Below are 22,024 nucleotides of genomic sequence, written 5' to 3' on the forward strand. Positions count from 1 at the left end.
TCGACCACCTCGCCGTCCTGCGGGATCACCTCGCCGGCCGGCACCAGCACGATGTCGTGCAGCAGCAACTGCTCGGCGGGGATGGTCTCGTGGCGGCGGTCGCGGGTGCCGACCCGCCAGTGCAGCAGGCGGCGCGCGGTGGTGCCGGCCTGGGCGCGGCGCAGGGAATCGGCCTGGGCCTTGCCGCGGGCCTCGGCGACGGCCTCGGCCAGATTGGCGAACAGGACGGTCAGCCAGAGCCAGAAGGAGATGACCCAGGCGAAGACGCCGGGGTGGAGGACGGCGCTGATGGTGGTGAGTGCGGAGCCGGTCTCGACCACCAGCATGACCGGGTTGCGTGCCATGGTGCGCGGGTGGAGCTTGCGGACGGCGGCGGGCAGGGCCTCGGCCAGCTGGCGGCGGGTGATGAGCCGGCGTCGGCCTCCCGGTGACGTGGGCCGGTGGCTCGGCGGCGGCTCGGGTGCCGGCGCCGGGCTCCGCTCCGGGCGGCGGAACCAGTTCTGCTGGTCGGGGGTGGTGTCCGGTGTGGTGAGAGCCGAACGGCGCATCGTCTCGGGGGACCTTCCGGGCCGCCCGGTCGGGTGGGCGGCGGTTCGGGGACGGCGGGGACGGCGGCCAGCCCACCACTGGGGACCCGCGGGCCATGCCGTTCTTGACACGGGCTTGGCGCCGGAACGGCCGTCCTTGACACCACCCTGACGCGGTCGGTGCGGGGCTGTCAGGAGGGCGTCAAGGTCGGCGGCGGGGGCGTAGGTCCTGCGTCAAGGAGGGATGCGGTCGGTGTGCGGAGGGTCTCCACTGGAGGGGCCCGGCCGTACTGACCGAGTCTCCGGTCGTACGGCCCACCACCCGAAAGGACCCCGCCGTGACCACCGCCACCCTCGTCATCGATGTCGACCGGCCGCTGGAGCCCGTTGTCCGCCTGGTGTCCGCCACCGGGCGCACGGACCGCCCCGAGCCGCCGGAACCGGCCCCGGCGGCCGAGCGCGACCGCCTCCGCACCCGCCCGGCGCACTGCCGCTTCGCGATGCACTACGAGGACTGAACCGAGGACCGCGACCCACCCCGCACGACCCTTTCGTAGGAGCAGCCGCCATGACCCAGCTCACAGCCCCGACCGTCCCGTCCCCGCCCGTCCCGTCCCCGGCGACCGCCCCGGCCGACACGCTCGGCAGCCCCTGGCCGGCTTCGGCGCGGCCCGGCCGGGGATCCGACGTGCTGCTCGGCGGGGTCGGGCTGGCCGAGGCCGCCGAGCGGTTCGGCACCCCGCTGTACGTGCTGGACGAGGGCGAGGTCAGGGCCCGTGCCCGGGCCTACCGGCGGGCGCTGCCGCACGCCGAGGTGCTGTACGCGGCCAAGGCCTTCCTGTGCAGCGCGATGGCCGACTGGGTGGCCGACGAGGGCCTGGGCCTGGACGTCTGCTCGTCCGGCGAGCTGTGGCTGGCGGTCTCGGCGGGCTTCCCGGCGCAGCGGATCCTGCTGCACGGCAACGCGAAGTCCCCGGACGAGCTGCGGCTGGCCCGTCGGCTGCGGGTCGGGCGGATCGTCATCGACGGGCCGGCCGAGATCGCCCGGCTGGCCGCGCTGGTGGCGGCCGACACCCCGCAGAAGGTGTTGGTCCGGGTCGTCCCGGGGATCGCGGCCGGGCACCACGCGGCGGTGCGCACGGGCGTCGGCGGGCAGAAGTTCGGCTTCCCGATCGAGGGCGGTGACGCGGCCGACGCGATCGCCCGGGTCCTCGACCAGCCCGGACTCGAACTCGCCGGTCTGCACTGCCACCTGGGCTCGCAGATCGCCGACGCGGAGCCGTACCTACGGGCGGTGGACACGTTGGTGCGGCTGCTCGCGCAGGTGCGGGAGCGGCACGGCGTGGAGCTGCCCGAACTGGACCTCGGCGGCGGCCACGGCATCCGCTACCTGCCCGGGGACGAGGAGTTGGACGCCGCCGAGTTCGCCGTCCGGGTGACCGACCGGCTGGCGGTGCGCTGCGCCGAGGCCGGGCTGGAGGTGCCACGCCTGGTGGTGGAGCCCGGCCGCGCGATCGCCGGCCCGGCGGCGGTCGCGGTGTACCGGGTGCTGTCGGTCAAGCACGGCACCGACGGCCGCTGCTTCGCCGCGGTGGACGGCGGGATGGGCGACAACCCGCGCCCCGCCCTGTACGGATCGTCGTACAGCGTCCGGCTGGTGGGCCGCCGCTCGGAGGCGGGGGAGGCCCGGGTGGACGTGGTCGGCCGGCACTGCGAGGCCGGCGACGTGCTGGTACGCGATGCGGTGCTGCCCGCCGACCTGCGTCCCGGCGACCTGCTGGCCGTGCCCGCGGCCGGTGCGTACCAGCTGTCGATGGCCTCCGGGTACAACCTGGTCGGCCGTCCGGCGGTGGTGGCGGTTCGCGACGGCCGGGCGCGGCTGCTGATCCGGCGGGAGACGGTCGAGGACTTCCGGGCACGGGAGGTCGGCCGCTGAGAAGCTTTGACGGTGCGCGGGAAGTCGGCCTGGCCGACTTCCCGCGCATGTGCGTTCAGGTGTCGGAGAGTTCGCCGCTCGCTGTTACGTCGTCATCTCGTCGTCGGCGGGGCCCTCTGTCGCCGAGACCCGGCCTCGGTGATCGATAACGGAACGGTTGCGGAGCCCGTCCTTCCCGTGCCCAGGTCTTGACGGCACGGGGAGGGCGGGCGTTTGCTGTGACCCGCTCGTTGGAACCTGTTTGGTTCTGGTTTGTTTTGTGTGTTTGAACGTTCAAAACACCGAACAAGCGTCACGATGAGCGCCACCCCTCCCTTCCCTCTGCCTTCCAGTGCCGCCCCACCGAAAGGAATGCAATGTCACACCTTTCTCGACGCGATCTGCTCCGCGCCTCCGGAGCGGGCCTGCTGGCCCTCACCGCCGGCGGCACCCTCGCGGCCTGTGGCGGCGGCTCCGGCTCGGGCGGCGCCTCCGGCGGGGACGCCGACAGCGGCACCGTCACCGTCTGGTCCTGGGCCACCGCCGCCGAGGCCCTGCGCGGCGTCGTCCCGGCCTTCGAGCAGGACAACCCCGGGATCAAGGTCGACGTCCAGGACATCGGCGAACCCGCCATCTGGGACAAGATCACCGTCGGTATGGCGGCCGGCGGCCAGGGCCTCGGCGACGTCCTGCACATCGGCTGCGACTACCTGCCCGGGTACATGGAGAAGTTCCCCGGGGGCCTCGCCAACCTCTCCGAGTTCGGCGCCGACGCCCACAAGGACAAGTTCGCCAAGGGCCTGTGGCCGGTCGTCACCGGCAAGGACGGGCACGCCTACGCGCTGCCCTGGGAGGTCAACCCGCTCGGCTTCTTCTACCGCAAGGACTACTTCGACAAGGCGGGCATCGACCCCGAAGCCCTCGCCACCTGGGACGACCTGATCGCCGTCGCCGACCGCTTCAAGGCCGCCAACCCCGGCGTCTCCCTGATCGGCCTCAACAAGGCCGCCAACCCCAGCCCCGACCTCGACTTCCTGCAGTCCCTGATGCAGCTCCAGGGCGCCTTCTACTTCGACCTCCAGGGGAAGATCACCCTCGGCTCGGCCGAGGACGTACGGGCAATGACCACCGTCAAGCACCTGGAGGACGCCGGGCTGATCGCCGACGCCCCCGGCGACCAGGGCTGGGGCAACCTGATGAAGGCCGGCAAGATCGCCGTCGCGCCGATGCCCGCCTGGGCCGCGCACTACCTGGAGAAGAAGTTCGCCGACCAGAGCGGCAACTGGCGGCTCGCCAAGCCCCCGGCGGTCACCCCCGGTGGCAGGCGCACCGCGCTGGTCAACTCCACCCACCTCGCCGTCGCCGCCTCCAGCCCGCGCCGCCGCGCGGCCTGGAAGTTCGTCGAGTACGCGCTCACCCGCACCGCCTCGGTGAACAGCATGTTCACCGCCGGCGGCGTCTTCCCCGCCCTCACCGCGGCGTACACCGACCCGATGTACGCCAAGCCCAGCGCCTTCTACGGTGACCAGCCCGTCCTGAAGACCTTCACCGAACTGGCCCTCGACGGCGGCGGCTCCACCAACTACTCCGGCGACTACGCCCGCGCCCTCAAGCTCGCCAGCGACGCGCAGACCAAGGTCTTCCTCAAGGGCGGAGACCCGGCCGCCGTCCTCCAGGACGCCGCCAAGCAGCTCGCCCAGCAGACCGGACGCAGCATCGCATGACCACCACCACCCGACCCGCCGCGCTGCGCGAACCGGTGGCGGTCACCGCCGCCGGGCGGTCCCACCGCAGGGCCCGGGCCCGCCGCAGGGCCGTGCCCTACCTCCTGCTCGCCCCCGCCCTGATCACCTTCGGCGTGTTCAAGGCCTACCCGGTGGTCGACTCGCTGCTGCTGTCCTTCACCACCGGCTCGGGCGCCGCCACCCACGGCGCCGGCCTCGCCAACTACCAGCGCCTGCTGGACGATCCGCTGTTCTGGACGGCCCTGCGCAACACCGCCGAGATCCTCGTCATCCAGGTCCCGCTGATGCTCGGCCTGGCCCTGCTGATGGCCGTCGGCATCAACTCGGCGCTGGTGCGCTGGCGGGCCGTGTGGCGGCTCGGCGTCTTCATGCCCTCCGTCACCGGCCTGGTCGCCACCGGCGTGATCTTCGCCTTCCTGCTCAACACCGACGACGGTGCGGTCAACTGGGCGCTGAACGCCGTCGGCCTGCCCGCCGTCGACTGGCTGGGCGATCCGTTCTGGGCCCGGATGTCCGTCGTCCTCGTGCTCACCTGGCACTACACCGGCTACAACGCCGTCATCTACCTGGCCGGCCTGCAGGGCATCCCCAAGGAGCTCTACGAGGCCGCGATGGTCGACGGCGCCGGGCCGATCCGCCGCTTCACCGCCATCACCGTGCCCGCGCTGCGCCCGGTACTGCTGTTCACCGTCGTCCTGTCCACCATCGGCACGCTCCAACTCTTCGACGAGCCCTACGTGCTGACCGGCGGCGGCCCGGACAACGCCACCCTCACCGTCTCCATGTACCTGTACCAGAACGGCTTCCGGTACTTCGACTTCGGCTACGCCTCCGCCATCGCCTACGCGCTCACCCTCCTGGTGTCGGTGCTCGGCGCGGTCCAGATGCGCCTGATGGGAGAGCGCGACCAGTGAACCTGAAAAGACTGCGGGGCTGGCCGCTGACCTTCGCCCTCGCGGCCGTCACCGGACTGTCCATCGGACCGTTCTACTGGCTGGTGGTCGCCTCCACCCGCAAGGACACCGAGATCTTCGACTGGCCGCCGAAACTGCTGCCCGGCGGCCACCTGGGCGAGAACCTCGACCACCTCCAGGCCAAGATCGGCCTGCTCCGGGTGGTCGGCAACTCGCTGCTGGTCGCCGGGATCCAGACGCTCGGCGCGCTCGTCGTGGCGCTGCTGGCCGGCTACGCCTTCGCCAAGTTCCGCTTCCGCGGCCGGACCGTGCTGTTCGCGCTCCTGTTCTCCACCCTCGTGGTGCCCGAACAGGTCATGCTGGTGCCGCTGTTCAAGATGATGATGAACTTCGGCCTGCTCGACACGTACCAGGCGCTCATCCTGCCCGGCCTCTGCGTGCCGTTCGCCATCTTCCTGATGCGGCAGTCGTTGACCAGCCTGCCGGACGAACTCCTGGACGCTGCCCGGGTGGACGGCGCCGGCGAGTTCCGGGTGCTGTGGAGCGTCGTCGTGCCGGTCATGCGACCGGTGCTGGCAGCCCTGTCGATCTTCCTGTTCCTGGGCTCCTGGAACCAGTTCGTCTGGCCCCTGGTGGCCCTGCGCAGCCCCGAGATGCAGACCCTTCCGGTGGCCCTCGCGACGCTGCACGGCAACAAGAGCAACACCGACTACGGCGCGATCCTCTCCGGCACCGCGCTCTCCACCCTGCCGATGATGGTCCTCTTCCTGGTCCTCCAGCGGCAGTTCATCTCCGGCCTGCTGGCCGGCGCCACGAAAGGCTGAGCATGACCGAGAGCACGACCGAGAGCATGACCGAGAGCACGACCGAAATCTGGGAACCGCACGCCCCCACCGCGGCCGGAGGCCTGCGCCCGCTCCACGCCCAGGGGCTGGACCTGCTGGTCAGCGGCGCCGCCACGGCCCGGGAGGTCGCCGACGGGGTGGTGGAGGTGACCGCCGAGGACTCCGGCGAGGTCCGGATCGAATGGCGCGTCCCCTGCGTCGACGCCACCGCCCTGTGGACGCCCGAGCCGCGCGGCACCGGCTGGCTGCCCGCCGCCTGGAGCGCCCCGCGCCGCACCGGCCTGACCGTCGGCGCGCCGATCGCCGCACTGGTCGGCACCGGGGACGTCGCGCTCTGCGCCTTCGCCGCCGGGCGCCCGGACGTGCTGGCCGGCGCCGGAGTCGTCGAGGAGACCGGCGAGTTCCGGTTCTGGGCCCAGGCCCCCGAGGGCCTGACCGTCCGGATCGACACCTCGCGCCGGCACTACGCCCGCTGCCTGGCCGACCTCACCGCCTGGTGGGGCGCCGACCACACGGCCGACATCCCCGAGGCCGCCCGCCGCCCCGCGTACTCCACCTGGTACTCCATGCACCAGGACGTCTCGCCCGAGGGCGTCGAGACCCAGGCCGCGCTCGGCAAGGAACTCGGCCTGGACGTGATCATCGTGGACGACGGCTGGATGACCGCCGACCGCACCCGCGGCTACGCCCACTGCGGCGACTGGGAGCCGGTCTCGCTGCCCGACACCGCCGCCCACGTGCGGCGCGTCCACGACCTCGGGGTGCGCTACCTGCTCTGGTACGCACTGCCGTTCATCGGCAAGGACAGCGCCGCGTACCGGAAGATCGGCCACCACGCGCTCGCCGACGCCGCCCACATGGGCGCGGTCGTCGCCGACCCGCGCTACCCCGAGGTCCGCGACTTCCTCACCGACCGGCTCGTGCGCGCCGTCGAGGAGTGGGGCATGGACGGGCTCAAGGTCGACTTCGTCGACTGGTTCGCGCGCGCCGACGCCCCGGCGCCCGGCCCCGAGGCGGACTGCGCGGGCGTCGACGAGGGCGTCGAACGGCTGCTCGCCGGGATCCGCCGCCGGATCACCGCCGCGAACCCCGAGGCGATGATCGAGCACCGCCAGCCGTACGTCAGCCCGCGCCTGTGGCCGTACGTCACGATGATCCGCGCCACCGACTGCCCGCTCAGCCCGCAGGAGAACCGGCAGCGCACCGTCGACGTGCGGCTCGCCGCCGGGCCCGTCCCGGTCCACGCCGACATGCTGATGTGGCACCCGGCCGAGCCGCCGGAGCAGATCGCCTGCCACCTGATCAACGTGCTGTTCTCCGTCCCGCAGATCTCCGTCGACCTCGCCGCGCAGGACGACGGACAGCGCGAGGCGATCGCCTTCTGGCTCGGCGTCGTCCGCGAGCACACCGCCACCCTGCAACTCGGCGAGCTGCTCCCGGCCCGCCCCGACCTCGGCTACCCGATGGTCACCGCGCGCGGAGCCGACACCGTCGCGGTGGCCCGCTACGCCGCACTGCCGGTGGATGCCTCCGGCGACGACTGGCGCACCCTGCTGGTCGCCAACGCCGACGCCGACCCGGACGTCAGGCTCACCGGCGGCAGCGGCACGGCCGCGATGACGGTGCAGGACGCCCGGGGGCGTATCGTCCGGCAGGGCGAGGTCGCACTGGACCGGTCGGAGCCGGTCCCCGTACCGCGCGGCGGGCTGCTCACCCTGCGCCGCCGCTGACCGTGCCCGGCCGGGCCCGCCGTACCAGTTGGGAGGGGACGCATGCCCGAGGGACCGCAGCGGCCGCGCCGCGGCGCCAGCACGATCGAGGAGGTCGCCCGCGCGGCCGGGGTCTCCCGGCAGACCGTCTCCAACGCGCTCAACGCCCCGCAGCGGGTCCGCCCCGAGACCCTGGACCGGGTCACCGCCGCGATCCGCGAACTCGGGTACCAGCCCGACCAGTCGGCGCGTTCCCTGCGCAGCGGTGCCCGGCGCACCCTCGGCTACCTCGCCCCGGTGGACGACCCGCTCGACCCCAACCCGCTGATGGCCGGCTTCCTGGAGGCCCTGGTCGACGCGGCCGGGGCCGAGGGCCAGCGGGTGCTGCTGTTCCGGCCCGCCCCGCCGGCGGGCGACCCGGCGGCCGCGATCGACGAACTGGTGGCGGCCCGTCAGGTGGACGGCCTGGTGCTGGCGGACGTGCTCGCCGAGGACGCCCGGATCGCGCACGTCGCCCGGCTCGGCGTCCCCTTCGTCAGCTTCGGCCGCACCGGACCGGGGCAGCCGCAGCACTGGGTGGACATCGCCAACGACGCCGCGACGGCCGCGGTGGTGCGCCACCTCGCGGAGCTCGGCCACCGCCGGATCGGCTACCTCGGGGCCGCCGAGGACCTGCCCTGGATGGCGGCCCGGCGGGCGGGCTTCCTCGCCGAGGCCCGGCGGCTGGGGCTGTCCGCGGTGGCGCTCCCCGCGCCGGGGACGGCCGGGGCGGCGGCTGCGGGCCCGGGCGGGTCCGGGCCGGCGGTCACCGCCGTCCGGGCGCTGCTGCGCGGGCCCGAGCGGCCGACCGCCTTCGCGGCGGGCAGCGACCTGCTGGCGCTGGACGTGTACGAGGCGGTCCGGGCGGAGGGGCTGGTGGTCGGGCCCGGCGGGGTGGCCGTGACCGGCTTCCACGACACGCCGCTCTGCCGCCACCTGCACCCTGCGCTGACCTCCGTCCGGCTGCCGCTGCGGGCGATCGCCGCCGCGCTGGTGGACCGGCTGCTCGGCCAGGTGCGGGACGGGGCGGTGCCGTCGGCCGGGGCGGAGCTGGCGACCGAGCTGGTGGTGCGGGGGAGCAGCGGGTGGCCGCTGCCCGGCCGTCAGCTGGCGGGCGACGGCGGGGCGGCGGCCGGTGGGCAGGTGGCGGCCGACGGCGCGACGGCGGCCGGAAGTCAGGCGACGGCCGGGGCTGGGTGACGGCCGGGGCTGGGTGACGGCGGCGGCTGGGCGGCGGCCGGGGCGACGATCAGCTCGCCGACCAGCTGCCACGGCCTCTCCCCCGGGGCCGGGCCGACCACGCCCAACCCGGCCGAGGCGGAGACCAACCGCGCGCTGTCAGCCGTCGGGAGGCTTCCTTCGACCACTGCCGGCCAGTGGTGCTGGTGGATAGTGTTTGAGATTGTAGCTTTCTGTTGATTCCAATGGCTTCACTCGGAGGAAGAAGGCCATGGCGGGGACAACCCTGACCCAGCCCACCGGCAGGACCGTGACCGAACTCGCGGACGGTCGGCAGCTGATCTACTACGACCGCGGCACCGCCGCCCCCCGGAACGCCGCCGACCGGCGCCCGCTGGACCCGCAGGTCCCCGGCTCCCAGGTCCGGCTCGACCCCGTCACCGGCGACCGGGTCACCATCGCCGCCCACCGCCAGGCCCGCACCTACCAGCCGCCCGCCGAGGAGTGCCCGCTCTGCCCGTCCCGGGACGGGCGGCTCAGCGAGATCCCGGCCGAGGACTACCAGGTGGCCGTCTTCGAGAACCGCTTCCCCTCGCTCGCAGGCCCGCCGGCCGACCCCTCCCGGGACGCCGACGGCCTGTGGACCGCGGGCCCCGGCGCCGGCCGCTGCGAGGTGGTCTGCTTCACCGCCGACCACGACGCCTCCTTCGCCGACCTCACCCCCGAACGGGCCCGCCTCGTCCTCGACGCCTGGACCGACCGCACCGCCGAACTCTCAGCCCTGCCGGGCGTCGAACAGGTCTATTGCTTCGAGAACCGGGGCGCCGAGATCGGCGTCACCCTCGCCCACCCGCACGGCCAGATCTACGCCTTCCCCTTCACCACCCCGCGCACCGCCCGGACGGCCGTCCGGGCCGCCGACCACCGCGCCGCCACCGGCCGCAACCTCTTCGAGGACCTGCTCGCCGCCGAACGCGCCCACGGCGAGCGGACCGTCCTCGCCGGCACCCACTGGACGGCCTTCGTGCCCTTCGCCGCCCGCTGGCCCTACGAGGTGCACCTGTACCCGCACCGCCGGGTCCCCGACCTGACCGCCCTCGACGAACCGCAGCGCGCCGAATTCCCGGCGATCTACCTGGAGTTGCTGCGCCGCTTCGACCGGCTCTTCCCCGCAGGCCGCACCCCGTACATCTCCGCCTGGCACCAGGCGCCCGCCGGGCAGCACGCCGAACTCGCCCTGCACCTGGAGCTGTTCACCATCCGGCGCACCGCCGACAAACTCAAGTACCTGGCCGGCGTGGAATCCGGCATGGACGCCTTCGTCAACGACGTCACCCCCGAGGCCGCGGCCCGGCGGCTGCGGGAGGTCGCCCCGTGAAAACCTTCACCGCGCTCTACGGCCGCCCCGCCGAAGGGGAGTGGGCCGCCCCCGGCCGGGTGAACCTGATCGGCGAACACACCGACTACAACCTCGGGTTCGTGCTGCCGATCGCCCTCCCGCAGACCGTCCGCGCCCGGGCGGCCCGCCGGGACGACGGACGGCTGCGGCTCTGGTCCGCCCAGGGCGGCGGGCCGGTCACCGAACTGCGAATCGCCGACCTCGCGCCCGGCGCGGTGCCCGGCTGGGCCGGCTACCCCGCCGGAGTGGTGTGGGCGCTGCGCGAGGCCGGACACCAGGTCGGCGGCGCCGACATCCGGCTGGACAGCGACGTCCCCGGCGGCGCCGGACTCTCCTCCTCGGCGGCCCTGGAGTGCGTCGTCGCCACCGCCTACGCCGACCTGTACGGACTCGGCCTCACCGCACCCGACCTCGCCCTGCTCGCCCAGCGGGCCGAGAACGCCTTCGTCGGCGTGCCGTGCGGGATCATGGACCAGATGGCCTCGATGTGCTGCCGCCCCGGCGCCGCGCTGTTCCTGGACAGCCGGGACCTGACGGCACGCCAGGTGCCGGTCGACCTCGCCGGTGCGGGCCTCGCGCTGCTGGTCCTGGACACCCGGGTCAAACACGACCTCGGGGACGGCGCGTACGCGGCCCTGCGGGCCGGCTGCGAACGGGCCGCCGCCATGCTCGGGCTGCCCGCACTGCGCTCCCTGCAGCCGTCCGCACTCGCCGACGCGCTCGCACAACTCCCCACGGAGCTAGGCCCGTTGGTGCGCCACGTCGTCACCGAGAACGCTCGGGTGGAGGAAGCCGTCGCCCACCTGGACGCCGGGGACCCGGCCGCGCTCGGCCCGGTCCTCACCGCCGGACACGCCTCGCTGCGCGACGACTACCGGGTGTCCTGCCCGGAGACCGACCTCGCCGTCGAAGCAGCCCTGGCCGCCGGCGCCCACGGCGCCCGGATGACCGGCGGCGGCTTCGGCGGCTCCGTCATCGCCCTCGTCGACGCGGCCGAGGCGGGGCGCGTCGCCGCCGAGGTCACCGCGGCCTTCCGCGCCGCGGGGTACGCCGAGCCGCGAACCCTCACCGCCGTTCCGGCCGAGGGGGCGCGCCGGCTCGCCTGAGGCCGCTCCCGGCGCCCGGCGCAGGTGCTGGTGCCCGTGCCCCGGAGCCTGCGTTCAAGCCCTGGGGCACCGGCACCGGGCTCAGGCCCGGTGGGCCGCCGGGCGCTCCGGGGACGCCTCCGCGAGCGCCCGGGTCACGGCCTCGACCCCGGCGCGCAGCCCGTACACCGGCGTGGCCGGCTGCTGGCGCCAGGAGTCGTCGATGCCGCCCGCGTCCACCGTGTCGAAGCCCAGCTCGTCGACCAGCGCCCGGACGACCCGCTTCGCCGCCTCGTCGTCACCCGCCACCGGCACGGCGATCCGCTCCGGGTCGCCGGCCGGCAGCGGCCGCTCCAGCAGGTCCTGCGCGTAGGTGCCGTTGAACACCTTCACCACCGGGTGCCCCAGGTGCTGCTCCGTCCACCGGCTCTCGGTGATGCCGCCGTCCTCGATCGCGTCGATCCGGCCGTCGCGCTCCTTCGGGTAGTAGTTGCCGGTGTCGATCACGGCCACGCCCTCGGCGGCCCCGTCGAACAGCCCGGCGGGCAGGTCCGGCACGTTCTTCAGCGGGACGGTCACGACCACGACCTGGGCGCCGCGCGCCGCCTCGGGGACCGTCACCGCCGTCGCGCCGGTCTCCTCGACCAGGCCCTTCAACGTCTCCGGGCCGCGCGAGTTGGCCACCGAGACGTCGTGCCCCAGCGCGGTCAGCCGCCGGGTCAGGTTGCCGCCGATGTTGCCCGCGCCGATGATGCCGATCTTCATGGGAAGCCCCTCGTCTGCGAGTACCGCGATGTCCGTACTGGCTCGTCGCCTTGGCCCAACCACCCGGTGATCGCTGCGATTCCCCGCACAGGGGTGAATTTCCCGGTCCCGGTCCCGGTCCCGGACAGGGACCCGGGGGCGCAGGTCGACCGGACCCGGGGACGTGTGCCCGCGACCCGTGTTGAATGGCCCCACCATGGCACTTCAGAACCTCGTCGACGGCCTGTCCGACGCCTTCGCGGCCGCGCCGCGACCCACCGTGATCGACGCCTGCCCCTGCTGCACTCCGCCGGCCGTGCTCGACGCCCTGCTCCGCACGCCCCGGGAGCGGCTCGGGCCCGAGGACCTGTCGCGGTACGCCGCGTCGGTGCTGAACACCGTCGGCTCCTCGGTCGACCTGCGGTACTTCACGCCCCGGATCCTTCAGCTCCTCCTCACCGGCGAGCTCACCCTCCCCGACCTGGAGCCGTTCTGCCTCAAGCTGGCCCAGGCGGGCTGGTGCGCCTGGCCCGAGGCGCCGTACCTGCGCGAGCTCCTGGACGCGCTCTGGTCGGACGTCCTGACCGGCCCCGCGTGGTGGGACGCCGAGGCCGTCCTGTGCGCCCTCGCCGCCGCCGACCCGGCGGGCACCGACGGCCGGCTGGCGGCGTGGGAGCGCCTGGCGACGGCGACCGCCGTCGACCGGCTGCACGAGTTCCTGCTCGAAAGCGGCGGCAGGCCCCGCAACGCCTTCTGGGACCGCGGGGGCGCCGCCCACCGGGCCTTCACCGCGTGGCTGCGCGGCCCGGCCCTCCGGCGCGCCGTGGAGGAGGCGATCGAGCGGACCGACGGATCCGGTCCGCTCGAACAGCTCTTCACCGTGCACGACGTCCTGGCGACGGTCGCCCCGTCCGGCCCCGCCGGGAGCTGAGACGCACCGCCGCGGGCCGGCCCGTCACTCGAAGCGCGAGGGATCACCGGCCCCGCGCCGGACGATCTCCGGTGCGCCGCCCGAGAAGTCGACGACCGTCGTCGGTTCCGTGCCGCAGTCGCCCGAGTCCACCACGGCGTCCAGCACGTGGTCGAGCCGTTCCTTGATCTCCCACCCCTGGGTCATCGGTTCGTCGTCGCCGGGGAGGACCAGGGTGCTGGAGAGCAGGGGCTCACCGAGTTCGGCGAGCAGGGCCCGGGTGACGACGTGGTCGGGGATCCTGACGCCCACCGTCTTCTTCTTCGGGTGCATCAGGCGGCGGGGGACTTCCTTGGTGGCGGGCAGGATGAAGGTGTAATTGCCCGGCGTCGCGGCCTTGACGGCCCGGAAGACGTTGTTGTCGAGCTGGACGAACTGCCCCAGCTGCGCGAAGTCCTCGCACATCAGGGTGAAGTGGTGGCGTTCGTCGAGACGCCGGATCGACCGGATCCGTTCGAGGCCGTCGCGGTTGTCCAGCCGGCAGCCCAGGGCGAAACAGGAGTCGGTCGGGTACGCGATGAGGGCCCCGGACCGGAGGCTGTCCGCCACGGTGCCGATCGTGCGCGGCTGGGGGGACTCTGGATGCACGTCGAAGTACTTCGCCATTGGCCGACCCTACGGGATCCCGGCGACCGACGCCCGCAGCCGCGTCGTCCCGCGTCCTGGCAGGTCGTCGGGGCACGGCGTACGGTCGGTCGGCATGGGCTTCGATCAGGCGCGGGCGAACCGGATCTTCCTCCCCGCCACCTACGCCGAGGGCGTGCCGTACGACCTGTTCCGCGAGCTGCGGGCCGAGGCGCCGGTGTGCTGGGTGGAGGAGCCGGCGGTGGGGGACTGGCCGGCCGGCCCGGGGTATTGGGCGGTGCTGCGGCATACGGACGTGAAGCAGGTGCTGCGTAGCCCGGAGGACTTCTCCTCGCACCTCGGCGGGACCCAGATCCGAGACCCCGACACCCCGGCCGATCTTGAGTTCGCCCGGGCGATGATGCTCAACCAGGACCCGCCCGACCACTCCCGGCTGCGCCGGGCCGTCGCGGCCGCGTTCACGCCACGTGCGCTGCACGAGCTGACCACGGCCATCGAGGAGCGCGCAGCCGAACTCGTCCAGGCGATCCGGCACTTGGGCGAGGCCGACTTCGTGCCGCTCGCCGCCGACCTGCCCGTGTGGACGCTGGCGCGAATTCTCGGCGTGCCGGAGCAGGACCGGCAGCTGCTGGTCGACTGGTCGAATCGTGTGATCGGCTACCAGGATCCCGACTACGCCCGGTCCAGTACCGCCGACCCGTCCCAGCTCACAGACATGGGCCGCACCGCGCTCGTCCACCGGCCCACTGCCCTCACCACCCGCGACGGCCGCCCGCTCAACCCGCGCTCTCGCGCCGCCCTCGCCGACATGTTCGCCTACGCCCACGCACTCGCCGAACAGCCACCGCCGGGCAGCATCGTCGCCCGCATGCGCGAAGCCGGCCTGACCGCCGCCGAGTTCGAGACGATGTTCTTCCTGTTCGCCGTAGTCAAGCGGACACCGGAACGTGTCATTTAACTCATCTGATCTGAAACGAAGTTGATCACCTTCGTCCAGGCCGGCACGCCCGCGGCGGGCTGTGCATTGGTGTGGTCATACAGGGTGATGGGGTTCGTCAGGATGATCGTCCGGGCGTCCACAGGCGTCGGAGCCTGGAAGTTGGTTCTGGTGCGGGGACCGGGGTGCTCGGGTCGAGCAGGCGACGATCGCGGGCCCGGTTCTGATCGATCTCCGCCGCCGAGTACCGGTGGCTCCAGCGGACGCGACCGTCATGGATCCAGTAGTGCGACTGGCAGCGGAGCGACCAGTTGCCGATCGACGGGGCCAGGGATACGTTCTCGCCATCAAAAGTGAGCTTCCACTGCGCGGGGGAGAGCGGTGTGATGACTTCGTGTCCGCAGCCGCAACAGCACAGGTGACCGCAGGTGCGGTAGGGGATCGAGATGTACAGCTTCCCTGGATCCATCGCCGGAGGGAACGTCTCGGTGAAGACCGGACGCAGGGTGTCCTGGGCGGTCACGGGAGGTCCTCGTTGGCGATCTCGTTGGTGATCAGCGAGTAGGTGCTGTGTCCCTCATCGGTGGCGTCGGCGTAGATGCCGATGAAGCGCTTCCAACGGATGACGGCCAGGACGGCGTTCAGCGCGTTCAGGTCCGCGGTCTGAATGTTCCGCCCGTAGGCATCGCGTTCGAGAGCCGGCTGCGGGATGCGGCGGCGGGCTGGGACACGACGGGTGGGAAGACTCGTGGTGACACGCAGCAGTCCGCTGAGGCGGCCGTCGACCTCATCGACGCCCATGCCGACGTCGATGAACGGCACCTTGTGCGCTTCCAGCCAGTCGATGATCGCCGGTTTGCCGGTGGCGTCGTCGGAGGCGAGGAAAACGAACGTTGCTCCGGTGAGCAGGTCGAGGTTCTCCTCGTCGAGGTACTGCTCGCACGCCGTCACGCCCCGGTGCATGTTCGAGTAGATCGAGGCGAGGTAGACGGCCTTGGCCGGGCGGCCGCGCAGGATGTCGAGGGTCGGGGCGCCTGGAGCCCGGAACGCGTTGTGGTTGTCGAAGGTGTCGCCGTCGACGAGGAGGATCGACTCGACCTCGGTCTTGGCTACTTGGTCGAGGATGTAGCTGCCGGTGCCTCCGAGGCCGACGATCACGACGCGATGGCCACGGAAGCGGCGGTTGACGGCCGCGATGCCGGCGCGAGATGTGGCGGTGTCCCGGTAGACGAAGGGACTGTCGTCGTCGATCTCCTGCCAGGCCGCGCCCGGGGTGGGGCTCGCTGAGGAGTCGAGTGCGCGGGCCTGGTCGGCGATGATCCGGGCGTACGCGGTGATCTTCGTGTACTCGTCCGGGTAGCCGTCGGGCCCGGGCTTGCTGGAGAGCATGAAGTCCGCCCGCATGCCGTTGGAGATTTCCCGGTGTTCCGCGGTCGCCAGCGCCAGCGGCCAGCCGTGCTCATCGCACGGGACGGAGCCGCTGAACCAGATGCGGTGGTCGGTACCGGACTCCAGGCGGTCTCCGCTGACGGTCACGGGGTAGGTGAGGAAGCCGTGCTCGACAGTGCGGTTCTCGGTGACGTACGGGATGTGCCGGATGATGAGGTGGCCGGCGTGGATGACGACGTCGTAGCCGTCGTCGAGAAGGCGGGCCAGGTCGGCGTCACGAGCGAGAAGTGCGGTAGACATCGAAGACCATCCCCTTCTTCACCGTGGCGCTGTGGCCGGCCGTGAGGCTGCCCGCTCCGTGTCCGTCCTGGCCGCGGCTGTAGCGGACGGTGTAGGTGTCCTGGCCGGTCGGTGCCTGGCCGGGATAGGCGAGGTCGACGACCTGCTCGAAGGTGATCTTCTTCGCCACCCAAGTGTGCGGGCGGGCGTTGACGACGATCGTGAGGGGTGTGGGCCCGTGGCTGTCCTGGGACATGAGTCCTCCTAAAGATGAGTTGCGTGGTCGGCCCCGAGGTCTCCCGGGGAAGGCGGGGCGTCTGGCATGCCGCCGAGAGCAGCGCGCTGGACAGCCGTGCGTCGCGGTGGGTCAGCGCCGAGGTAGGGCGAGGAGGTTGTTGGTCCACACGCCGTCGGCGCGGGTCCGCAGGTACTTCTCGCCCTGGGCGGGGGTCACGACGAAGACTTCCGCGCGGCGCCCAGCTGCGTCGCTGGTGTAGGCCGTGCCGGACTTGCTCTCGATCCAGTCGACGAGCTGCGCCCGGGTACTTCTTCGAGTGTTGCCGGACGTCTGGTTGGTCCACCACAGGATGGTGATGTGCTCGTGCGTGGTGCCGCCGGGGGACATGCGCACTGCGGTGATCTGAAGGGCCATTGTTCTGCTCCTGCCGGCCGAGTTCCGACGGTCCCGAGGCCGGCACCCGGTATCCGTGAGCGCCCCGGTGCGGGGTGCTTCGCCTGGGACAGACGACGTAACTCGTGAGTAGCCGTGAGTGCGGTGCGGAAGCGACTGCTGAGGCGTCAGACGCAGTTCAGACAGTGGTCGCTGCCCGGCGAGAACATCCTGGGTGGATGCAGGGTGAAGCAGCCGGGGCACTGGCGTTCGGCGACGCGGGGCGGGCAGGCGCAGCGGCCGCACTCGGGGCAGCTGGGGACGCGGCAGCGCGGGCAGGACGGTACGAAGGAGTGGTACTCCTCGTCGCAATTCGAGCAGATGTATTCGCGCGACTGGGGGCCGGTGTCGGGGGTGGGCGGGGTGAAAGGGCGCCAGGGGGCGGAGTCGGCGACGAGGACGGCGACGAGGTAGCCGTCCATCGGCGCGATGTCGGTGTGCAGTTCACGTCCGAGGATGCCGTCGCGGTAGCGCACCCGGGTCCGCCCCCGGGCGCGGCCGGAGCGGGCCATGGCACGGTCGACGACGGGGATGTCGTTCTGGCGGCTGCCGCGTGGCAGGGGTGGAAGGCCGTGGGAGGCGCCGAAGACGAGGCGCCCCGCATGGTCGAGGAGGAGGATGTGCCCGGGCGCGGGTAGGCGCTGGGCAGCTCGCACGCACACTGCCATCCGGGAGGCGTTGCTTGCCTGCCACAGGTGGGTGATCGCCGACGCGTCGGGTCCCGTGGCGTCCAGGTGCCGGTCGACGTGGGAGGCGGGCAGCAGGATCTCGGCGGCGAAGGCGTCGCACGCCGCGTCCTCCAGGAGGACACCCCCATCGGGTTCCCCACTGAAGGCCTCCATGAGGGCGAAGCTGTTTGTCTGCAGATGGTGGCCCAGCTCGTGCAGGGCCGTGAACTCCCGCCGGGCGAGGCTCGCCGTGGCAGCGACCGACAGGCGCGGTGGCGGCCCGGGGTCATACGCTCCGGCGACGCTGCACCCTTGTTCTGCCCGGTTCTCCTCGACGTCCACGACGGTCAGCTCATCCCAGGTTCTCAGCTCTGCGAGAGCGCCTTGGGTCAGGAGCTCCACCGCGCCGGGACGCACGGCCTCGAGTTCCCGGACCATCGCCGCGGCTTGGGCCCGGGCTGCGGCGGCGAGAACGTGGTTGACCACGCGAGACCCCCTTCTACTCGCCCAGACACAGTTCGAAGTAGCGGTCGGTGCGCGCTGTCCAGTTCGGCCTGGCTGGTCCGTCCTGGCGTGCCGCAAGGGCGAAGATCCCGTACGCGGCACGCAGCCGGGCGTCGTGCTCTGCCTCGTTGTACCGCGCGGCGAGCGCCTTTACCTGCGCGCGGCGCAAGGGACGGTTCAGCTCGTGCACGACCTCGTGCGGCAGGGCGGGGTTGGCCGCGATCAACTGTTCAGCCCGCTGGCCCAGGCGATCGGCGAGGGTGGCGGCCTGGTCGGGGGTGAGGGGCAGCTTCCCCCTCCACACGGCCAGTGCTTGGGGTGGCAGCAACTCCAGCTCGGCCGCGAGATCTCCGGGTGTGATGGCCTTGTCCTTGAGAAGCTGCGGCAGGCTTCCGGTTCCCTCTGGCTCCCAGCGTGCTGCCGAGAGGACCGCGACCCGGCCCGCCAGGAGCCCCCGGTACTCGTTGGCTGCGGCCGACTCGGCTGTGCTAGCGCCCCGGGGGGCACCCGCCACGGCACCGGCGAGCGAATGGCGTGTCAGGGAGGCTGGGCAGTTCGACAGCTCACTGACCTGGCGGTCCAGCACGCACCAGGGAACGGTAGCTTCCAAACCCCACCACAGCGCCAACGGCTCCTCTAACGTCGATGCCGAAGCCGGGAGGAGTAGGGTGTTGCCATCGGCGTACCGCTCGAACGAAGCTGGTACGGCCCGCAGTGTGTCGTCGCCGGTTGAGGTGACGAGCAGCGGCTGGATGACGTCTTTCCACGCAGCGCGCCAGATCTGGCCAGGCCGCGGGTCCTGGGGCGGTTCGGTGGCCACCCGGCGGACGGCGGCGGGCACCTTCAGTCCCGCTGCGACAGCCACCAGCCGCTGGTAAGCAGTGGTGTGGACAGAACTCATACCGTCTCCCCCGTGGCTGTGGTCCATCAGCGCATTCTCTCTTCACTGGATCTGGACGACGCAACTCGGGACCGCTCAGAACTGGGCATCATCGCCCCGCCGCAGCAGAGCTGCCATCACCGCCCATTGATCGACGTCCGAGGACAAAGCTGCGCGAAGCTTCGTCTTGAGGTTCGAGAGGACAGCAGCCGCGTGACGGTACCGGATCTCCAGCAGCTGTGCCGCATGGTGAGCGTCCTCTTCGAGATGGGGAAGCAACAGACGCTCGTTGAGGGTCAGCCGTTGCCAGATGTCGTCAGCCACCCCCTCGGCCGCGACGGGGACGGCCGTGATGGCGGCCGCACGCTGGTCGGAGAGTTCGGAGACTGCGCCCTCGTCCGCGTACAGGGTGGTGAAACGTGCCGGTGCCAGGAGTTCGAATCGGGCCTCAAGAACCCTGGCGAGTTCTTCCTCCCGTACCGCACCCCGCGCGTACCGCAGCACGCCTAGGAGAACGGTCTTGAGGGCATGGACTGTCTGCTTGGGCGTGGGGCCGGAGTGGTTCCAGCGGGTTATGCCGACTCCTGTTATCCGCACAGCCTGTGCGATGAGGTCGTCGAAGCCTCCCTGCCACACGGCGCCGTCGGCGTGCTCGACCAGCGTCCAGCGCGGCGGCGGACCCGCGACCTTTCGGTAAGCCGAGTCCTCGCTCATCAGACGGGCAATCCGGCGTCGTAGCTTGCCCCGCGGCGTCTTCTTCGCCTCGTCGATGAGGAAATTCCTCACCGACGTGAGAAACAGACGCTCCAACGAGGCGTCGTCAACGGCTAGCACCAAGCAGCTGGTGACGAACTTCCGTCCCTCTCCCTTGCGGGCAAGCATCGCATTGATCAGGTCGTAGGCGGCGGGGTCGCTCCACTCCGAGTGCCCTTCGGGTGGCGGGAAGCCGTAGGTGCGGCGCACCTGATGCACCAGCCGCCGCAGCAGTTCCAAGCTCGCATACCCCAGCTCACCCGTCTGCGACAGCTCCTCGAAAGCACTGGTTGCCACGAGCCACCCCGATTCCCCGAAACCCGCCCACCACCCGTAGCCACAGAGCAGCCCCGACCTGGATACACCACCATCCGGGCCGGGAGCGCGGGACACGCCCGAGGAGTGCGGGAGCGGTTCAGGCCCGGGCCGTTGCGCTTGGGACGCGGGTCGGTGTGACGGTGGACCGAGAGGACGCGGTTCGCTGTTCCGCCGCAGATGTACGCGCAGGGTGTGCCGTACGGGTTGTCGCGGAGCTGCGGGCGGTCGTGCCGGGGGCCTGGGCGGTGGTGCGGTACACGGAGGTCGAGCGGACGACGATGCATGATCAGGACATTCTCGCCGCCCCTAGGGTGGACCGGCTCCAAGAAACTGGCGGGCTGCCGCGGCGCGGCGTACGGTCGGCCGGCATGGGCTTCGATCAGGCGCAGGTGAACCGGATCTTCCTACCCGAGACCTACGCCGAGGGTGTGCCGTACGAGCTGTTTCGGGAACTTCGGACGGCGGCCCCGGTGTGCTGGGTGGAGGAACCGGCGGTGGGGGAGTGGCCGCCCGGGCCCGGCTACTGGGCGGTGCTGCGGCACGCGGACGTGAAGCAGGTGCTGCGCCGCCCGGAGGACTTCTCCTCGCACCTCGGCGCGACCCAGATCCGGGACCCGGACACCCTGGCCGACCTGGACTTCGCCCGCACCATGATGCTCAACCAGGACCCGCCCGACCACTCCCGGCTACGCCGGGCCGTTGCCGCCGCCTTCACTCCGCGTGCGCTCCGGGAGTTGACCGCCGCCATCGAGGCCCGCGCAGCCGAACTCATCGCTGCGATCCGCCCGCTGGGCGAAGCCGACTTCGTACCGCTCGCCGCCGACCTGCCCGTGTGGACGCTCGCCCGGATCCTCGGCGTGCCGGAGCAGGACCGGCAGCTGCTGGTCGACTGGTCGAACCGCGTCATCGGCTACCAGGACCCCGACTACGCCCACTCCAGCACCGCCGACCCGTCCCGGCTCACCGACCTGGGCCGCGCCGCGCTGGCCCACCGCCCGGAGGCTCGTATCACCCCCGACGGTCGGCCTATCAACCCGCGCTCGCGGGCCGCACTCGCGGACATGTTCGCCTACGCGCACGTCCTCGCGGAGCAGCCGCCGCCCGGCAGCATCGTGGCCCGCATGCGGGAAGCCGGGCTGAGTGTCGCAGAATTCGAGACGATGTTCTTTCTGTTCGGCGTTGCCGGTAATGAGACTCTGCGTAACGGTCTGCCGGGTGGGCTGCATTCCTTGCTCACCCACGCCGACCAATATCGCCTGCTGTGCCGACGGCCGGGTCTCATCGCTTCAGCGGTGGATGAGCTGCTTCGATTCTGGCCGCCTGTATTGGAGTTTCGGCGCACGGCTACGCGAGACGTCGAGCTTGGTGGGCAGCTGATCCGTGGCGGTGACAAGGTGGTTGTGTATCACGCTTCTGCCAACCGCGATGAATCGGTCTTCTCAGATCCGGATCGCCTGGACATCGCCCGCGTGCCGAACGATCACGTCAGCTTCGGTTTCGGCCCGCACTTCTGCGTTGGGGCGCAACTAGCCAGGATCCAGATGTCGGCCTTGCTCCGGCGAATCGTCGCCGAGCTGCCCGATCTGGAGCTCACTGCGAGCGTGCCGCCGACCCGGCTCGTCTCCAACTTCCAGAACGGGCTGAAGGGCCTGAGTATCCGCTGGCGATAGGGCGGGTGTTCTGCGGGACGTACGTCGGTTGGACCGGTCTATACCGCACGGCTTCGGCGGGGCCAAATCGGTAACGGTCGGGACAGTGGGTTCTTCGCCCGCGAGTCCTGGAGAACCGCCATGCTGACCTGTTCACACCGTGCTGCCGCTGGGCCCCAAGGTGCCGACTGCGAGTTCGCGGGGCATCTTCGTATGCGGCAGCCAGCTAATTACGCAGCCGCCCCGTCATGGGAGCTCGCCGTCCATGATCGATCGACTGCCACGGCTGTTTGTAAGGCATTCGATGGTTCCCTGGAAGCG

At 71.8% G+C, this 22,024-nt stretch carries 21 protein-coding genes and 1 pseudogene; 12 read left to right on the top strand and 10 right to left on the bottom strand.

What is annotated here, in order from left to right:
* A pseudogene (locus AB0D10_RS35545) lies at positions 1 to 548 on the bottom strand (potassium-transporting ATPase subunit B); the annotation flags it as partial.
* 317 nt (positions 549 to 865) lie between these two features.
* Between AB0D10_RS35545 and AB0D10_RS35550 the strand changes: the two are divergent.
* The 9 genes from AB0D10_RS35550 (at position 866) to galK (ending at position 11,378) form a co-directional block, all read left to right on the top strand.
* Complete coding sequence (locus tag AB0D10_RS35550; protein ID WP_360263692.1) at positions 866 to 1,045, top strand: hypothetical protein; 180 nt, start codon at positions 866 to 868, stop codon at positions 1,043 to 1,045.
* Between the two features lie 50 nt (positions 1,046 to 1,095).
* Positions 1,096 to 2,463: a diaminopimelate decarboxylase gene (gene lysA, locus AB0D10_RS35555; protein ID WP_360263695.1), complete on the top strand. Its 1,368-nt coding sequence runs from the start codon at positions 1,096 to 1,098 to the stop codon at positions 2,461 to 2,463.
* Between the two features lie 356 nt (positions 2,464 to 2,819).
* Entirely contained in the window at positions 2,820 to 4,166 is a 1,347-nt protein-coding gene (locus tag AB0D10_RS35560) for a sugar ABC transporter substrate-binding protein (RefSeq protein WP_360263697.1), read from the top strand.
* Complete coding sequence (locus AB0D10_RS35565; RefSeq protein ID WP_360263700.1) at positions 4,163 to 5,101, top strand: sugar ABC transporter permease; 939 nt, start codon at positions 4,163 to 4,165, stop codon at positions 5,099 to 5,101. Before AB0D10_RS35560 ends, AB0D10_RS35565 begins: the two co-directional genes overlap by 4 nt.
* Positions 5,098 to 5,925 carry a carbohydrate ABC transporter permease gene (locus tag AB0D10_RS35570; RefSeq protein WP_360263703.1) on the top strand — a complete coding sequence of 276 codons (828 nt, stop codon included), beginning with the start codon at positions 5,098 to 5,100 and terminating at the stop codon, positions 5,923 to 5,925. The genes AB0D10_RS35565 and AB0D10_RS35570 overlap by 4 nt, the downstream gene beginning before the upstream one ends.
* 2 nt (positions 5,926 to 5,927) lie before the next feature.
* Positions 5,928 to 7,676: a glycoside hydrolase family 36 protein gene (locus AB0D10_RS35575; protein WP_360263705.1), complete on the top strand. Its 1,749-nt coding sequence runs from the start codon at positions 5,928 to 5,930 to the stop codon at positions 7,674 to 7,676.
* Between the two features lie 42 nt (positions 7,677 to 7,718).
* Positions 7,719 to 8,894 carry a LacI family DNA-binding transcriptional regulator gene (locus AB0D10_RS35580; RefSeq protein WP_360263708.1) on the top strand — a complete coding sequence of 392 codons (1,176 nt, stop codon included), beginning with the start codon at positions 7,719 to 7,721 and terminating at the stop codon, positions 8,892 to 8,894.
* A gap of 250 nt (positions 8,895 to 9,144) precedes the next feature.
* Positions 9,145 to 10,251, top strand: coding sequence for a galactose-1-phosphate uridylyltransferase (galT, locus tag AB0D10_RS35585; RefSeq protein WP_360263711.1), 1,107 nt, complete (start codon positions 9,145 to 9,147; stop codon positions 10,249 to 10,251).
* Positions 10,248 to 11,378 (top strand): galactokinase, encoded by a 1,131-nt coding sequence (galK, locus tag AB0D10_RS35590; RefSeq protein ID WP_360263715.1) that lies wholly within the window; start codon positions 10,248 to 10,250, stop codon positions 11,376 to 11,378. The genes galT and galK overlap by 4 nt, the downstream gene beginning before the upstream one ends.
* Positions 11,379 to 11,459: 81 nt before the next feature.
* Here the strand turns inward: galK and AB0D10_RS35595 are convergent, their stop codons facing one another.
* Positions 11,460 to 12,122 carry an NAD(P)-binding domain-containing protein gene (locus tag AB0D10_RS35595; protein WP_360263718.1) on the bottom strand — a complete coding sequence of 221 codons (663 nt, stop codon included), beginning with the start codon at positions 12,120 to 12,122 and terminating at the stop codon, positions 11,460 to 11,462.
* A 196-nt stretch (positions 12,123 to 12,318) separates the two neighbouring features.
* Between AB0D10_RS35595 and AB0D10_RS35600 the strand changes: the two genes are divergently transcribed.
* Positions 12,319 to 13,032, top strand: coding sequence for a hypothetical protein (locus AB0D10_RS35600; protein ID WP_360263720.1), 714 nt, complete (start codon positions 12,319 to 12,321; stop codon positions 13,030 to 13,032).
* A gap of 24 nt (positions 13,033 to 13,056) precedes the next feature.
* On the opposite strand, the gene AB0D10_RS35605 is transcribed toward AB0D10_RS35600, so the two are convergent.
* A complete protein-coding gene (locus tag AB0D10_RS35605; protein WP_360263723.1) occupies positions 13,057 to 13,677 on the bottom strand; it encodes an L-threonylcarbamoyladenylate synthase in 621 nt (206 codons plus the stop codon).
* Positions 13,678 to 13,771: 94 nt separating this feature from the next.
* On the opposite strand from AB0D10_RS35605, the gene AB0D10_RS35610 reads away from it, so the two are divergent.
* On the top strand, positions 13,772 to 14,614 hold the full coding sequence (locus tag AB0D10_RS35610; protein ID WP_360263725.1) for a hypothetical protein: 843 nt from the start codon (positions 13,772 to 13,774) through the stop codon (positions 14,612 to 14,614).
* Between the two features lie 97 nt (positions 14,615 to 14,711).
* Here the strand turns inward: AB0D10_RS35610 and AB0D10_RS35615 are convergent, their stop codons facing one another.
* The 7 genes from AB0D10_RS35615 to AB0D10_RS35645 all read right to left on the bottom strand — a co-directional run bounded on the left by AB0D10_RS35615 (position 14,712) and on the right by AB0D10_RS35645 (position 20,033).
* Complete coding sequence (locus tag AB0D10_RS35615; RefSeq protein WP_360263728.1) at positions 14,712 to 15,116, bottom strand: DUF6527 family protein; 405 nt, start codon at positions 15,114 to 15,116, stop codon at positions 14,712 to 14,714.
* Positions 15,113 to 16,282 carry a ThiF family adenylyltransferase gene (locus AB0D10_RS35620; protein WP_360263730.1) on the bottom strand — a complete coding sequence of 390 codons (1,170 nt, stop codon included), beginning with the start codon at positions 16,280 to 16,282 and terminating at the stop codon, positions 15,113 to 15,115. The genes AB0D10_RS35615 and AB0D10_RS35620 overlap by 4 nt, the downstream gene beginning before the upstream one ends.
* The gene (locus AB0D10_RS35625) at positions 16,257 to 16,517 is read right to left on the bottom strand and encodes a multiubiquitin domain-containing protein (RefSeq protein ID WP_360263732.1); all 261 of its coding nucleotides are present in this window, start codon (positions 16,515 to 16,517) and stop codon (positions 16,257 to 16,259) included. Before AB0D10_RS35625 ends, AB0D10_RS35620 begins: the two co-directional genes overlap by 26 nt.
* Positions 16,518 to 16,628: 111 nt before the next feature.
* Entirely contained in the window at positions 16,629 to 16,913 is a 285-nt protein-coding gene (locus AB0D10_RS35630; protein ID WP_360263734.1) for a DUF3892 domain-containing protein, read from the bottom strand.
* A 146-nt stretch (positions 16,914 to 17,059) separates the two neighbouring features.
* Positions 17,060 to 18,085, bottom strand: coding sequence for an ImmA/IrrE family metallo-endopeptidase (locus AB0D10_RS35635; protein ID WP_360263737.1), 1,026 nt, complete (start codon positions 18,083 to 18,085; stop codon positions 17,060 to 17,062).
* Positions 18,086 to 18,098: 13 nt separating this feature from the next.
* On the bottom strand, positions 18,099 to 19,004 hold the full coding sequence (locus AB0D10_RS35640; RefSeq protein WP_360263740.1) for a hypothetical protein: 906 nt from the start codon (positions 19,002 to 19,004) through the stop codon (positions 18,099 to 18,101).
* A 75-nt stretch (positions 19,005 to 19,079) separates the two neighbouring features.
* Positions 19,080 to 20,033, bottom strand: a complete 954-nt coding sequence (locus tag AB0D10_RS35645) for a hypothetical protein (protein WP_360263742.1) — start codon at positions 20,031 to 20,033, stop codon at positions 19,080 to 19,082.
* A gap of 389 nt (positions 20,034 to 20,422) precedes the next feature.
* On the opposite strand from AB0D10_RS35645, the gene AB0D10_RS35650 reads away from it, so the two are divergent.
* Entirely contained in the window at positions 20,423 to 21,724 is a 1,302-nt protein-coding gene (locus AB0D10_RS35650) for a cytochrome P450 (protein WP_360263744.1), read from the top strand.
* The last annotated feature ends 300 nt before the right edge of the window (positions 21,725 to 22,024 follow it).

The organism is Kitasatospora sp. NPDC048545 (assembly GCF_040651155.1).
GTDB lineage: Bacteria > Actinomycetota > Actinomycetes > Streptomycetales > Streptomycetaceae > Kitasatospora.